The organism is Pseudomonas sp. IT-93MI4, assembly GCF_949767635.1.
Taxonomy (GTDB): Bacteria; Pseudomonadota; Gammaproteobacteria; order Pseudomonadales; family Pseudomonadaceae; genus Aquipseudomonas; species Aquipseudomonas putida_A.
The window spans coordinates 123,382-137,557 of sequence record NZ_CATKPP010000054.1 but is presented as its reverse complement, the minus strand read 5'-3'; the positions used below and the strand labels follow the sequence as shown (position 1 = coordinate 137,557).

Sequence of the window (14,176 nt, the reverse complement as noted above, 5' to 3'; positions counted from 1 at the left end):
CGGTGCCAAGCATTAACGCGGGTTGCTTTTCGGGCCTTGTCCGAACGCCTCATCCACCCGCGCCAGATCCTGTTCGTTCAGCGTCCCCGCGTAGTAATGCAGCTTGGTCCAGGCCATCAAGTAGTCGTAGCGCGCCTGGGCCAGATCGCGGCGGGTGGTAAACAGTTGCTGTTCGGCGTTCAGCGCATCGAGGTTCGTCCGTTCACCGCCAAGAATGCTTTGCTTGGTCGACACCACCAGCGCTTCAGCAGAAGCCAGGGCCTTCTGGTAGGCGCGCAGTTTGTTGACGCCCGACAGGCAGGCGCTGAACTGGCGGCGCAGTTCGATCAGCGTCTCGCGGGTCTTGCCATCGAGCTCGTATTCCGCCTGCTCCATGGTGCGGCTGGCCTGACGGGTCGAGGCCGATACCCCGCCACCGGCGTACAGTGGAACGTTGACTTCAAAGCCGATGGTATTGGTGTCGTAGCGCTGGTTATAGGTGTTGCCGCTGTCCGATTCAGTCTTGCGGATCGACGCGTAGGCACTGACTTTCGGCAGGTGCCCGGCGCGGTTGCGCTCGACTTCATACTTGGCCACTTCCACCGCCTGACGCTGCGACGCCAGATTGGGGTTGTTGCTGATCGCCAGTTCGTGCCAGGTGTCGTAGTTGGCCGGCATCAGCGCGAAAGTCTGGAAGTTCTGATCCAGCGGTGCCAGCTCGCTGATGTCCACTGTCTGCACGCCGACCAGCGCGCCCAGTTCACGCAGCGCGGCGTCCTGCTCGTTGCGTGCCTCGATCTCTTCGGCGGTCGCCAGTTCATAGCGCGACTCGGCTTCGAGAATGTCGGTGCGGGTGCCCTCGCCCTGCTTGAACATGTGCTCGTTCTGCTGGAACTGCTGCTCATAGGCCTTCTTCTTGGCCTGGGCGATGTCGATCTGATCCTGGGCGAACAAGGCTTTGGTGTAGTTGTCCAGCACCCGTACCAGCAGCTCCTGACTCTTGCCGCGAAACGCCTCGTCGGCGAACAGCGACTGCGCCACGCCTTTGCGATACGCCGCATAAGCCTCGTAGTCGAGCAACGGTTGCTGCAAGGTCAGGGTCGAGCCATAGCTGTTGTAGTTGCGGTCTTCGGTGAGGTTGCCGCGGGCGGTCAGTTGCGTGGCCTTGGAGGTGTTGTGACCCCGGTTGTAGTTGTAACCCAGTCTCGGCAACAGCCCGGCACGGCCGATGGTGCGGTTTTCCAGGCCCGCGTCGCGCTCCTTGATCGCGCCGAGGAACACCGGATCGTTGCGCAATGCCTGTTCGTAGACTTCGAATGGCCCCATGGCCGCCAGCGCGCTGTTTCCTGCGAGCAGCGCGAACGCTGCTCCCAACATCGAAAGCTTATTCATACAGCCGAACATCCTTATTCTTCAGTCAACGCAGAGCCAGCGCGATCGAGCAATGGTTTGAACAGGTAGTTGAGCAGTGAACGTTCGCCCGTGCGCACGAACATTTCCGCCGGCATACCGGGCTTGATCACCAGGCCATGGAGTTTTTCCATCGCCTGATCACTGACGCTGCTGCGCAACACGTAGTACGGCACGCCGGTTTTCTCATCGACCATCTGGTCGGCGGAAATCAGGCTGACCTCACCCGGTACACGCGGGGTCTTGCTCTGGTTGAACGCGGTGAACAGGATATCCACCGGCAGATGCGTGCCGACCTTGTCGATCAGGTTGATCGGCAAGTGCCCTTCGACTTCCAGGGTGGTGCCTTGCGGGACGATCTCCAGCAGGGTTTCGCCCTGACGCACCACCGCGCCTTCGGTGTGCACGCCAAGGTTGACCGCCACGCCGTCGGCGGTGGCGAGGATCTCGCTGTGTTGCAGGTCGAAACCGGCCGAGGTCAGTTGCTCCGACAGGGTCACGCTTTTGAGCTGCGCGTCGGCCAGTTGCGTGCGCACTTCCTTTTGATATTCCTCGCCATGCTGTTGCAGCTTCAAGCGCGATTCGAGGATTCCCTGCTCCACCCGGCCGCTTTCACCGGTGTTTTCCGCGAGTTGCTGCTGCACTTGCGACAGCTGACGCTGGTACTCCATCAAGCGGTTGCGCGGGATGTAGCCGTTGTCCGCCAGTGGCTGCAGGTTGCTCAGTTGCTGTTGCAGCGAATCGGCCTGGGCATTGAGGTCGGTGCGGGCGCGACGCATGCCCGCCAGCTGCGCGGTGGCGCCTTCGATGCTGGCGCGCAGACCGGCCTGCTCGCGGTAGAACGCTTCGCGACGGCTGCTGAACAGTTGACGCTGGCCTTCAAGAACCAGCGCCAGACGCGGATCCGGGTCGTTACTCAGTTCGGCAGGAAAGGTGATCTCTTTGAGGTTGTCGCGCTCGGCCTGCCAGCGTGCGAGGCTGGCCCAGGCCATGCGGTACTGGGCTTGCAGCGACTGCACATCGGCCGCGACCTGTGTCTGATCGAGGCGAAACAACGGTTGACCCTGCTTCACGATCTCGCCTTCGCGCACCAGAATCCGGCTGACCACGCCGCTGCTCATCGACTGCACAGCCTTGCGCTTGCCCGAGACCACCACGGTGCCCTGCACCGGAATGCCCTGATCCAGCGGCGCCAGTGCGGCCCAGGTGAAGAAACTGCCGGCGCCGACGATGGCCAGAATCCAGCCCATGCGGGCGAAGAATTTCGCATCGCGCTCCGGGCGCTCGGTGACGTACGCGTGTTCCATGGAGGCTTCGTTTTCAGTGTTCATGCTGGCGCTGCTCATACACCCGAATTCCTTGTCGAGGGCTGGTACTGCCGGCTCATGCTGAGCCCGCCCGGTGCCTGCGCGGATTTTTCCCGTTGTTGTTCCTGAGCGCCGGACAGCGCTTTGAGCACTTCCTGACTGGCGCCGAACGCCTGCAAGCGGCCATCGTTGAGCACCAGCAGTTTGTCCGCCTGAGCCAGCACCGAAGAGCGATGCGTCACCAGCACCACGGTGGTGCCCTTGGCCTTGAGCTGGGCGATGGCGCTGGCCAGCGCGGCTTCACCGACAGTGTCGAGGTTGGAATTCGGCTCATCGAGCACCACCAGGCTCGGATCGCCATACATCGCACGGGCCAGGGCCACACGCTGCTTTTGACCGCCGGACAGGCCACTGCCGTCCTCGCCCAGTTGCGTGTCGTAGCCTTGCGGCAGGCGCAGAATCATCTCGTGCACGCCGGCCTGTTGCGCGGCGGCCACGACCTTCTCTGGGTTGGCTTCGCTGAAACGGGCAATGTTTTCGGCGATGCTGCCGCTGAACAGTTCGATGTCTTGTGGCAGGTAGCCGATGTACGGGCCGAGCTCGTCGCGGTTCCAGCGATGGATGTCGGCACTGTCCAGGCGCACCGTGCCGCCGAGGGTCGGCCACACGCCGACCAGTACACGGGCCAGGGTCGACTTGCCGGAACCGGAGGCACCGAGCACGCCGAGCACTTCGCCAGCGCCCAGATTGAAATTGATCATCTGCAGGGTTGCCGCGCGCTGCCCGGGAGGGCCGGCACTGACTTGCTCGAAGGTGATCTGGCCTTTCGGCGCCGGCAGCGCCATGGCGTCATCACTCGGCGGGAACGCCTGCAGCAAAGAGTCCAGACGACGATAGGCCAGCTTCGCCCCGCTCCACTGTTTCCACACGGCGATCAACTGGTCGATCGGGCTCAGCACGCGGCCCATCAGGATCGAACCGGCGATCATCATCCCGGCGGTCATGTCGCCCTTGATCACCAGTAACGCACCGAGGCCCAGCACCAGCGATTGCAGGCACAGGCGCAGGGTCTTGCTGATCGAGCTGATCACCGCGCCGGTGTCGCTGGCCTGATTCTGCAGGCCGAGGAAACGCGAGTGCACACCGAACCAGCGCTTGCGCAACGCGCCAAGCATGCCCATGGCCTGGATGGTTTCGGCGTTGTGCAGGTGACTGGTGGCCAGTTGACTGGACTTCTGCGAGTAACCGGCGGCTTCGCCCAGCGGCTTCCTGGTCATGTATTCGTTTAGGCAGGCCAGCGCAATCAGCAGCAGCGCGCCGGCTGTGGCGAGCACGCCCAGCCAGACGTTGAACAGGTAGATGACAAACAGATAGACCGGGAACCACGGCGCGTCGAAAAACGCGAACAGGGCCGGGCCGGTGACGAATTGGCGAATGTGGGTCAGGTCGCCCAGCGATTGCCCGGCGTTTCCCTCGCCCTTGAACAGATTGCGTTCGAACGCCGCCTGATACACCCGCAGGTTGAAGCGGCGCTCCAGTTGGCTGCCGATGCGGATCACGATGAAGCTGCGGATCACCTCCAGCATGCCGATGAAGGCAAAGAAGCCAACCACCATCAATGACAGCATCGCCAACGTCGTTTCGTTCTGCGAAGACAGTACGCGGTCGTAGACCTGCAGCATATAAATGGAGGGCACCAGCATCAGCACGTTAATCAGTGCGGTAAAGCATCCGACGCTGATCAGAATGCTTTTATAGTCACCCAAAGCCTTGAACAAGGGAGCGGTGGCTGGGGCCTTCGCCATCTTCATTGTTTCTTCCTGAAATGATAGATCCCGCCAGACTTCGACGAGCGCTCAATTAATGTTCCGCCTACCTGCGAAAGATGTTTTGCAAGTACTCGCTTACCACTCAACAACAACTGCGACGATCACTTATAACGTTCAAACACTGCCATATATTCAATCTGGATTAGTTGAGCGTTTATTTCGTCGCGCGTTCGAGTGTAACAACCAGGCCCGACTTCAAAGTGCTGGAATAGAGCCCGTCACGTTGTCGGCTGAAAAACACGATTCTTGAACCTTCCTTGCCGGTGATCGAAATTCCGTCGGGTTCCGGAAACCAGCCGGTAGGCGAATCTTCCAGCCATGCACCAAGGCATTCGGCGCCCTTGCCGACGGTCTGATTGGCTTGCAGTTCGAGGGCACAGGTGTTCGACGGTTTATCCTGCAGCTTTTGCGCTTCGGGCGCGTCATTTTCAGTGCTCAACGTCGCCTGCCATTGCCCGGCAAAAACCGAGGGATCTTCAAGTCTGAGGCTGCTTGCCATGGTTGTTTCTCCAGAAATCATGATCAGCGCCGCCGAAAGCCACGCCATCGCCTTGTAGGTAAAAACTTTACAGATCATCAGAAAATTCGCTCCAGCACCTAGCCTTGCCCAGCCATCAACACGATGCAAGCAAAGAAAGCGGCGCATCAAGCGCCGCTTCCCGTTTCACATCACGCCACGATGTCGCTGGTCGCTGCCTGGCCCACGGTGCTGACCTGGAAGTCCGCCACGCCGTGCCCGGAGAAGTCCACCGACAACAGGCTGTTGCCGCCCGACGAGGTCAGGATCGCGTCGCCGGCCGAACCGGTGAAGCTGCTGACAAAGTGCAGGCCGGAACCGTTGGTGATGGCGCTCAGGTCGATTTTGTCCAGACCGCTGACGAAATCGAGGATCTGATCTATTGCACCCGGCTTGGAGTCGGAGCTGGAGGCGAACACGAAAGTGTCCGAACCCGAACCGCCCCACAGTTTGTCCGCACCACCGGCGCCGTAGATGATGTCGTTGCCGGCACCGCCCTTCAGCTCGTTGGACGCACTGTTACCGATCAGCAGGTCGTTGCCCGAACCACCAATGGCGTTCTCGATGGTCACGCCCTTGGCGATGGACACGTTACCGATCATGCCCCCTACGTCGGAGAACGAGGCTTCATTGAGGTTGATCTTCTGGTTCTGGGTGAAACCCGAGAAGTCGAAGGTGTCCTTGCCGCCCGCGTCCCACACCGAGAACACCAGCTTGTCGCTCGACGACGAGGCGCTGAGGAAATCGCGACCGGCGTTGGAGTTGAAGCCGTAGGTGGTGTCACCGGTACGGGTGGTCAGGTTGGCGCCGTACAGCTTCTGGATCGCTGCAATGTCGTCCATCAGCGGGCCGGAAGCATAGGCTTCCACACCACCCTTACTGAAGTTCTGGGCGGTGTTGCTTTCGCTCCAGTAACTCATGAGGCTGTAACCGCGGGTGTCTTGCCCGTAGGAAGCATCCTTGTAAGTCGGGTTGCCTTCGCCGGCGTTGTAGTCGCCAGGGTGAGACAGGCCCAGGGTGTGGCCGATTTCGTGGGTCAGGGTTTGACGCCCGTAATTGTTCAGACCCGGGGTTTTGTTGACGTCGTAGCCACTGCCGGTCAGGTACCAGGATTGACCGTCATAGCCTGGCTCGGTGCCTGGCAGGAACGCAAACGCCGCCGCGCCTTCCTGGCCGCCGCTGTAGTTACCGAAGGTCATGTGACCGTCGCCACCACGGGCCGATTCGGTGAACGTCACGTTGGCGACATCCGCCCAGGATTGCATGGCGAGCACGGCCTGGGCTTTCTGCAGGGAGCTGAACTGACTGAAACCGGTGACGCCCAGGCCGCTGAAGTTAGCGGTTTTGGCGGTCAGAAAGGTGTAGGTCAGTTCGATCTTGCCACTGTTGTCCAGGTCGTGCCAGGAGGCACCGTCGCGCAACAGTTGAGTGGCGGCTTGATCCACCGAGAAGGACGGTTTGCCATTGACCGTGAGGTTGCCGCCACGATCGTATTGATGGCTGAAGCTATTGATCTGGTTCCAGGCAGAGCTGGTCGCAGCCAGAGATTGCGCTGCGCCGACAGGCACGAATGTGTCTGCGGTGATATCAATAGCGTTCGCTTTTACTTTCGACATAAACACACTTCCTTGTTTAGCAATGGAACAGTTTTTGTCAGATAGCGACGATCCCTGGCGAGATCGTCCTATCACTCGCCCAATGAAGGCGTAAGAAACCTGACACAATTTGAAATCTGTCGTCTAGCATTTTTTTGAGATCAAAACCGACTGTTCCGTCAAATGCCCGTAAACAATGACTGCGGGGTCGAAAGATTGTTATGAGGTGTTTGTTCTCGCCTAATTGTCTGACGATTTTCTATTTAAATATTAAATATCGGTAAGTTGCTTTTTGATAGATACGTCTCACTTTGCTGCACTCTATTAGTGCGATGCCAGTGTAGTGATATCAATCAAATCAGCGTTGCTAAAACACTTGTGGGAGCGGGCTTGCTCGCGAATGCTATTTATCTGCCAACCTGTTTGCTGACTGATCGAACGCATTCGCGAGCAAGCCCGCTCCCACAGGAGGGGTGATGTGGTTTAGCTACCGGTACGGATCTTGTTCCACACTCGCGTGCGGATCCGGTCAATGTTCAGCGGCATTGCCTCCAGCGCAAACAGCTTGCCCATCATCTCCGGGCTCGGATAGACCTTGGTGTCACCCTTGATTGCCGGATCGATCAGGCTGTCGGCCTGCTGGTTGCCATTGGCGTAGTGCACGTAATTGCTGATGCCGGCCATCACGTCCGGACGCAGCAAGTAGTTCATGAACGCGTAACCGGCCTTCTCGTCCGGTGCATCGGCGGGCATGGCGACCATGTCGAACCAGATGGCGGCGCCTTCCTTGGGAATCGCGTAACCGATGTCGATGCCGTTCTTCGCTTCCTTGGCGCGGTTTTCCGCCTGCAGGATGTCACCGGAGAAACCGACCGCCACGCAGATATCGCCATTGGCCAGGTCGCTGGTGTACTTCGAGGAATGGAAGTAGCTGACATACGGCCGCACTTTCATCAGCAATGCTTCGGCTTTCTTGTAGTCCTCGGGGTTCTTGCTGTGGGGCGGCAAGCCCAGGTAATTGAGCGCTGCCGGCAGCAATTCCGGGCCGTTATCGAGGATCGCCACGCCGCACTTCTGCAGTTTTTCCATGTATTCGGGCTTGAAGATCAGATCCCAGGAATCCACTGGCGCGCTATCACCCAGCACCGCCTTGACCTTGGCGACGTTGTAGCCGATGCCGGTGCTGCCCCACAGATACGGAAAGCCGTGCTCGTTGTTCGGGTCGTTGACCTGCAAGGCCTTGAGCAACACCGGGTTGAGGTTCTTCCAGTTCGGCAACTGGCTCTTGTCGAGCTTCTTCAGCGCCCCGCCCTGGATCTGCCGCGCCATGAAGTGGTTGGACGGGAACACCACGTCATAACCGGATTTGCCGGTCATCAACTTGCCGTCGAGGGTTTCGTTGCTGTCGTAGACGTCATAGGTGACGCCGATGCCGGTGTCTTTCTGGAATTTTTTCGTGGTGTCCGGCGCGATGTAGTCCGACCAGTTGTAAATCTTCACCGTTTCGGCGGCATGACTAATGGAGGCGGCCAGCAGCAGCGGCGCCAGAGCGAGGGTTTTCTGGATCATGGGGTCGATTCCTGTAGTGGCTATTTTTGTTGGCAGGCAATCAAAGGATCAAACAATCAGAAAATAAGGACGTAGCTCTTGCGCACGGTCTCCTGGATATCCCAGATGCCGAGCGTGTTGGCCGGCAACATCAGTGCGTCGCCACCTTGTATGTGCAGGGTTTCGCCGCCGTCGTTCGGGGTGAACGTGCAACGGCCGGAGATGAAGTGGCAGAACTCCTGTGCGGTGATCTGCCGGCGCCAGCGCCCCGGGGTGCATTCCCAGACGCCGGTTTCAACGCCGTCATCGCGCTCGACGCTGGTGGTCGAGGCAATGGCGACCGGCTCGCCGAGTGGCACGGCCACCGGGTTGGATTCATCCAGTTGCAGGCTGGCGGTGTTCTTGAACTGCGTAATGCTCATGGTGAGACCTGTCTTGTGAAGAAAACGGCGGTTAGTGCATGAAACCTTCCATGAAGCCCGCGACCTGACTGGCCAGCTTGCGCCGCCACGGGGCGCTGGCCGGGTTGGCCAGGGTCTGGTCTTCGTGGACGAAACTTTTGATGATCGCGTTGTAGCCAAGCCAGCGGCACGGCTCCGGCTCCCAGGCGCGTAGCGCATGAATTCCGCCGTCCGGCAGCACCCACGGCTGATGCACCAGTTCGGTATCGCGCTCAAGAATCAGATCGGCCAGGGTGCGGCCGCCAAGGTTGCTGGCACCCACACCCTCCCCGCCATAACCGCCGGACAGCGCAATGCCATTGGCGCGATCGCAGAGCATGTGCGGCTTGAAATGCCGGGACATGCCGAGGTTGCCGCCCCAGGCGTGGGTGATCTGCACGTTTTTCAACTGCGGAAACAGCTCGCCGAACAGATAGCGCCGCAGCTCGACTTCATCACGGGTCAGATCGAAGTTGTGGCGCAACTTCCCGGCGAACTGGTAACCGCCGCGGGCGCCAAAGACCAGACGATTGTCGGCACTGCGCTGGCCATAGGTGACCTGACGGCTGAACTCGCTGAAGGCCTGGCCACGGTTGAGGCCGATTTCATCCCAGGTCGCTGCCGACAACGGTTCAGTGGCGACAATCAGACTCTGCACCGGCAACTGATAGCGACCCAGCGGTGGGAGCGTGACCGAATAACCTTCGACCGCCGGCACAATCCAGCGACTGCGCACACTGGCCCTGGCCGTGCGCAAACTGCCGGACTGCCAATGCGTCACGGGGCTATTTTCGTAGATCTTCACGCCCATGCTCTGCACGGTGCGCGCCAGACCGCGCACCAGTTTCGCCGGGTGAATGGTCGCCACGTGCGGCGCATAAATGCCGCCGTAGGGTTTCGCCACACGAATCTGTTGCGCCAGTTGCTCGGGGTTCAGCCAGCGGTAATCGTTGTCGGTCAGGCCTTGGGCGTGCAGTTTGTAGAGGTATTCGCGCAGGCTGGCTTCCTGCTCCGGGTAACGGGCGGCGCAGTACAGCACCCCGCCCTTGCGGTAATCGCAGTGGATGCCCTCACGTTCGAGGACAACTTCCACCTCATCGGGAATGCTGTGCAGCAGATCAAACGATGCGCGGCGTTGTTGTGGCGAGAGGCCGGCGAGCAGCCGATCCTCGCCCAGCAGATTGCCCATCAGCCAGCCGCCATTGCGCCCGGACGCACCGAAACCGGCGGTTTGCGCCTCGACGATGGCGATATCGAGACCGGGGGCGAGTTTTTTCAGGTAGTACGCGGTCCACAGCCCGGTGTAACCGGCGCCGATGATCGCCACGTCGACGTCCAGATCCTGCTCAAGCGCCGGCCGCGCAATCAACGGCTCGTCGAGTTGATCCATCCACAAACTGATAGTGCGCCACGCCGGCATGCAAGACTCCGCCACTGAAAACCTTCGATGGCGTCGATCCTAGTGCGTGACTTCAATCACTGTCTTGCGCGCGTGCCCGCAAAGAAATTTGTTTGGCGTAGGCCTTCGGCGACTGGCCGGTGTGTCGGCGGAAACAACTGTAGAACGCTGACAGCGAGTTGAAACCGGCAGCAAACGCCAGCTCATCGATACGCAGCGGCGGCATGGCCTGATCCAGTGACTTGAGCAAGTGCTGCAGGCGGGCCTGGTTGACGTAGCGATAGAAGCTCTGGCCGAGCACCTGATTGAGCAGGTAGGAAATCTGATTGCGGCTGTAGCCGCACTCCTTCGCCACCCGTTGCAGATCCAGTTCCGGATCGAGATACGGTTGCTGGCGTTCGAAATATTGCTGCAGATCCTCGGCCATGAAACTGATCTGGCGCGGCGAAAGCCCCAAGCGACTGACCGCCGGACGCTGACTGGGTGCGACAGCGCCGTTGGTTTGCGTGCGGACCAGCGAGGCGTATTCGTTGACCCGCCAGATCAGCCCGTCCTTGACCGTGATCGCTTCGCTGGATCGGAACGACACCAGCCCGTCGCCACCGCGCAAAGTCACTTCGTATTGAATGAAAGCGGTGTTGCCATCCACGCGAATCCGGTCGCAATGCTCGAGCGCTTCGTCGGATTCTCGCGGCATGCTCACGCGCACGTACTCGCGCAATTCGTCGAGACCCAGGACCCGGTTCTGAAAGAAATCGTTGTATTGGACGTCAGGGTGATACAGCGCCATGACACTGTCCAGATCGCGGTGCTTCCAGCTCAGGTGGTAGCGCATGACCGTGGCGGCCGTGGCCGGGGTCTGTTCGGGGCCGTCATCGTCGGCGTGCATAAAGGGCTCGGCGCAAAAGAACCGAGCTTGCCCAAGTTCGCCAAAACGATCAACGAGCAAACCGTAGTGGCCATTTGGCGATGACTGATCCCGACGTGACTTACATCAAAAAACGCGCAGCAATCGCAAAATGAACTGAAAAATCTCACGGAAAATTCACATGCGAGTGCTACTTTTAACGTCACTGACCGGTTGAGCCAATGAAGGCTCTTCCCACCTAACATGAGCAAAAGGAAGCGCTCGATGAAGAAGGCGGGCAACACATGAATAAAGGCTCCAGTAAAGTCACGTTTCCCAATGCGTGCCAACTGATGCGTTGGCACTTTCATCCCATGGGTTTTGAGGCAACGATGGATGCGCCGGGCAGCATGATTGCCCGTCTGTTTGATCGTGCCAGCGGTGAAACCATGATCGCCATCGCCGGTATTCCTTGTGCGACGGTGATGAACGCGGCCGATGTCGAGCGCATCATTGAGGCTGTGGAAGACGAACTGGAGGCTTTCATTCCTCCGGAATCTCTCAAGAGTTACGCATAAACTATTGTTTTATATAAAAAGCCCGCCAATTCAGGCGGGCTTTTTTTGTGCTTGCGTGCTACGCGTTTTGCGGCTGTTTTCGGTGATCGACGAAGAATGCCTTGCCTTGGGCAACCCGATCGGACGCCCTTGGCATGTTCACCGCATGGGTATCCTGCGGCTCGACGTACCAGTAGCAATGGCTGACCGCCCGGGTGATACCAACGTAGGCCAGCCGCAGAATCTCGTCCTTCTGCGCCGTGTCATAAGGCTCACTGTCGCCAGCCTTGCCCAAGCCGGCCATGCGATATACCTGGTTCTTGTAGGGCGAACTGGTCAGGTGCTGGCAGTCACCGAGCAGGAACACCGCATCAGCCTGCAGCCCCTTGGCGCTGTGGTAAGTCAGCTGTTTAAGCCGTCGCGCTTCGTACGGCAAGCTCGAATCAACATTAACTACAGGCTGAATATATTGCTCTATCAATAACTTATCGCTGCTTTTTCGATAGAGCATCAAGATCGAATCGCCACGATTGTAATGTTCGGCCAAGCGCTGCCCCAGGGCCTGGTCATCACGCTCTAGCACGTTGACCGGCTGCGCAGGCTTGGGCGCACCGCTGGCCTTGGCCTTCTTGCCGGGGATTGCCGGCGCGGCACGAACGATGTGTTCGGCAGCATCGATGATGTGCTGATGGCTGCGATAGTTGTCGCTGAGCATCACCCGAGTAGTGCTCGGCGACGGGAATTCCTTGTTGAACTCCATGAAGTAACTCGGCGAACTGCCGCGCCAGCCGTAGATCGACTGCCAATCGTCGCCGACACACAGCAACGAAGAACGTTGCGCGCCGCGCCCGACATGCATGGCCGGGCCGCGACTGCGGATTTCCGCGAGGCTGGCGCGGATCCAGGAGACGATTTGCGGCGATACGTCCTGAAACTCGTCGATCATCAAGTGCGACATCGGTCGCAGCAGCTCATCACTCAGCAGCTTCAGGTTCTCCGGCGAGTGCTCGCTGAACAGCGCGAACATACGGTTGTAGGTCATCACCGGCGGCTTCTGATCGAGCAGATGATCTTCAAGGGCACGCCAGAACAGGCTCAGCGCCTCGAAGAAAAACCGATCCGGATCATCCTTGGCAAAACTCATACGACCGACAGCGTCCGGCACATCCAGCCCGAGGTTTTCGATGAAACCGGCCGCCGCGACAAAACAGTCCAGTAGTGGCGCCGAGACCAGCTCACCTTTGACCTTGTAATCGAAGCCTGGACCGGCGCTCGCATCGCCAGCCAACGTCGCCAGAACCCGCTTTGACATTTCATAGCTATCCAGCCAAATCAATGGCTTATGACAGAAAGCTTGAAACAGGGTGCGCTTCACAGCCCATTCAGCACGCACGCTAAGTTTGGCGTTTGGACGGCAGATTTGCGGGTTTTCCCGGGGATCGAAGCCGAGCACCACCCAGGCATCGAGGCTGGGAATGTAGCCGTGGCAGTGAAAGGTCGAACCGTTGATCTCGAACGTCTGCCGGCTGGGCTCAATGCCCTTGATCGGCCAGGCACCGGCGCGAAACCACAGGTCTTCGATGGCATCGCACAGTTCTTCGTCGCGTTTGGCCGCCAGCTCGGTCACCGCCATGCGCTTTTGCACGTCCGGGTGATCGCGCTCAAGCTCCTTGAGCTGCAAGGCAGCCTTGGCCAGTGGTTGAATCAACTGGCGGAAACGTTGGTCCTGATTGAATAACCGGTGGTAGCACGCGTTGAGCTGCTGGCGCTGGGCATCATTGATTCGCAGATCGAACGGGTTGCTGTCGACCTCCTCGTCAGCGCCTTGTGGCCGATTGCTGAGATTTTCAAACGCCTGCAAGCGTTCGAACCCCGGTAGGCTGCGTACCATCGGCAAAATGCGTGAGTGAAAGGTGCGCACCAGTTCCCGCGCCTGTTGCAGGCTCAATGGCTGGCCCCAGAGCGCGAACATCTCGATCAGCTTATTGATGAAGTCCTTGCGCGACTCACGGGTGAAGGTCACCACGGTCATTGAATCCAGCTCAAAGCCCAGATAATGCGTGAGCAGCAGAATACGCAGCACCAACGTGGTCGACTTGCCTGCCCCGGCTCCGGCGATCACCGAGGTCGAAGGAGTGTCACTGAAAATCATCTTCCATTGAGCGAGGCTTGGCTGGGCATGCGCGGGCAGCAGGCGCGCCACATCGGCTTTCATGCGCTTCTTCAGCTCGGCGCTGAGCGGCAGACGCCAGTCGTCGAACAGATGATTATCGACGCTCGGCGGACGATGCTCGGTGCTGCGACTGTCACGAATCAACAGCACCTGCCGGCCTTCTTCCAGGCCTTCGAGTTTCCCCTCCTTGAAGCCGTACTCCACGCCAGCGGTGTGTCCGCTGCGAAAACCGTCCGCCTGGCCGTGCAGCCACGACGCACGGTGTTGAGCGCGCAAGCGTGTCAGGCCATGGCCGAAGAAACGTGCGGCGAGACGCTTGAACCATGGCATCTCGGCCAATGGACGAAGTTCGGGAGGAAGATCGGGAGTGTGTTGCGCCACGCTGAGGGGCTCCAGTGTGTGAGGCTGTTGGGGGCTATGGTGGCTTTATTTGCTGATGAGTTCTAGCGAAATGCTTACAGCTCATTGGTTTAGGCGATGAACTGAAAGTTGGGTGAGATCGTTTCGAGCCGGTTTCCCATCAACAGATTCGATGAGAATGCCGCACTTTTTACGCTTTTTCTCGATGGTTGCCT

11 protein-coding genes are annotated in these 14,176 nt (G+C 59.3%); 1 reads left to right on the top strand and 10 read right to left on the bottom strand.

All coding sequences use genetic code 11. The features are described from left to right. Nucleotides 1-12: 12 nt before the first annotated feature. The 9 genes from ACM6I7_RS19745 to ACM6I7_RS19705 form a co-directional block, all read right to left on the bottom strand. The gene (locus ACM6I7_RS19745; protein ID WP_027612784.1) at nt 13-1,383 is read right to left on the bottom strand and encodes a TolC family outer membrane protein; all 1,371 of its coding nucleotides are present in this window, start codon (nt 1,381-1,383) and stop codon (nt 13-15) included. Between the two features lie 2 nt (nt 1,384-1,385). After that, complete coding sequence (locus tag ACM6I7_RS19740; RefSeq protein ID WP_003225006.1) at nt 1,386-2,735, bottom strand: HlyD family type I secretion periplasmic adaptor subunit; 1,350 nt, start codon at nt 2,733-2,735, stop codon at nt 1,386-1,388. Beyond that, nucleotides 2,732-4,507: a type I secretion system permease/ATPase gene (locus ACM6I7_RS19735; protein WP_223007590.1), complete on the bottom strand. Its 1,776-nt coding sequence runs from the start codon at nt 4,505-4,507 to the stop codon at nt 2,732-2,734. The genes ACM6I7_RS19740 and ACM6I7_RS19735 overlap by 4 nt, the downstream gene beginning before the upstream one ends. 172 nt (nt 4,508-4,679) lie before the next feature. Further along, nucleotides 4,680-5,102: an AprI/Inh family metalloprotease inhibitor gene (locus tag ACM6I7_RS19730; protein ID WP_158556652.1), complete on the bottom strand. Its 423-nt coding sequence runs from the start codon at nt 5,100-5,102 to the stop codon at nt 4,680-4,682. Nucleotides 5,103-5,194: 92 nt separating this feature from the next. Then, nucleotides 5,195-6,658, bottom strand: a complete 1,464-nt coding sequence (locus ACM6I7_RS19725) for a serralysin family metalloprotease (protein ID WP_247267436.1) — start codon at nt 6,656-6,658, stop codon at nt 5,195-5,197. A gap of 462 nt (nt 6,659-7,120) precedes the next feature. Beyond that, on the bottom strand, nt 7,121-8,206 hold the full coding sequence (locus ACM6I7_RS19720; RefSeq protein WP_414889096.1) for a polyamine ABC transporter substrate-binding protein: 1,086 nt from the start codon (nt 8,204-8,206) through the stop codon (nt 7,121-7,123). Nucleotides 8,207-8,262: 56 nt separating this feature from the next. Further along, nucleotides 8,263-8,607: a cupin domain-containing protein gene (locus ACM6I7_RS19715; protein ID WP_183779920.1), complete on the bottom strand. Its 345-nt coding sequence runs from the start codon at nt 8,605-8,607 to the stop codon at nt 8,263-8,265. A 31-nt stretch (nt 8,608-8,638) separates the two neighbouring features. Next, nucleotides 8,639-10,045: an NAD(P)/FAD-dependent oxidoreductase gene (locus ACM6I7_RS19710; protein WP_183779922.1), complete on the bottom strand. Its 1,407-nt coding sequence runs from the start codon at nt 10,043-10,045 to the stop codon at nt 8,639-8,641. Between the two features lie 52 nt (nt 10,046-10,097). Further along, nucleotides 10,098-10,913: a helix-turn-helix transcriptional regulator gene (locus tag ACM6I7_RS19705; protein WP_285374311.1), complete on the bottom strand. Its 816-nt coding sequence runs from the start codon at nt 10,911-10,913 to the stop codon at nt 10,098-10,100. A 263-nt stretch (nt 10,914-11,176) separates the two neighbouring features. On the opposite strand from ACM6I7_RS19705, the gene ACM6I7_RS19700 reads away from it, so the two are divergent. Next, a complete protein-coding gene (locus ACM6I7_RS19700; RefSeq protein WP_025109621.1) occupies nt 11,177-11,449 on the top strand; it encodes a DUF1652 domain-containing protein in 273 nt (90 codons plus the stop codon). A 58-nt stretch (nt 11,450-11,507) separates the two neighbouring features. Here ACM6I7_RS19700 and ACM6I7_RS19695 read toward each other — a convergent pair whose 3' ends face one another. Beyond that, entirely contained in the window at nt 11,508-13,982 is a 2,475-nt protein-coding gene (locus ACM6I7_RS19695; RefSeq protein ID WP_414889095.1) for a UvrD-helicase domain-containing protein, read from the bottom strand. Nucleotides 13,983-14,176 lie beyond the last annotated feature (194 nt).

Coding starts and splice junctions, on each gene's coding strand:
- ACM6I7_RS19730 (WP_158556652.1), bottom strand. CDS start 5,102: ATGATCTGTAAAGTTTTTACCTACAAGGCGATGGCGTGGCTTTCGGCG.
- ACM6I7_RS19725 (WP_247267436.1), bottom strand. CDS start 6,658: ATGTCGAAAGTAAAAGCGAACGCTATTGATATCACCGCAGACACATTC.
- ACM6I7_RS19700 (WP_025109621.1), top strand. CDS start 11,177: ATGAATAAAGGCTCCAGTAAAGTCACGTTTCCCAATGCGTGCCAACTG.
- ACM6I7_RS19735 (WP_223007590.1), bottom strand. CDS start 4,507: ATGAAGATGGCGAAGGCCCCAGCCACCGCTCCCTTGTTCAAGGCTTTG.
- ACM6I7_RS19745 (WP_027612784.1), bottom strand. CDS start 1,383: ATGTTCGGCTGTATGAATAAGCTTTCGATGTTGGGAGCAGCGTTCGCG.
- ACM6I7_RS19740 (WP_003225006.1), bottom strand. CDS start 2,735: ATGAGCAGCGCCAGCATGAACACTGAAAACGAAGCCTCCATGGAACAC.
- ACM6I7_RS19705 (WP_285374311.1), bottom strand. CDS start 10,913: ATGCACGCCGACGATGACGGCCCCGAACAGACCCCGGCCACGGCCGCC.
- ACM6I7_RS19720 (WP_414889096.1), bottom strand. CDS start 8,206: ATGATCCAGAAAACCCTCGCTCTGGCGCCGCTGCTGCTGGCCGCCTCC.
- ACM6I7_RS19710 (WP_183779922.1), bottom strand. CDS start 10,045: ATGCCGGCGTGGCGCACTATCAGTTTGTGGATGGATCAACTCGACGAG.
- ACM6I7_RS19715 (WP_183779920.1), bottom strand. CDS start 8,607: ATGAGCATTACGCAGTTCAAGAACACCGCCAGCCTGCAACTGGATGAA.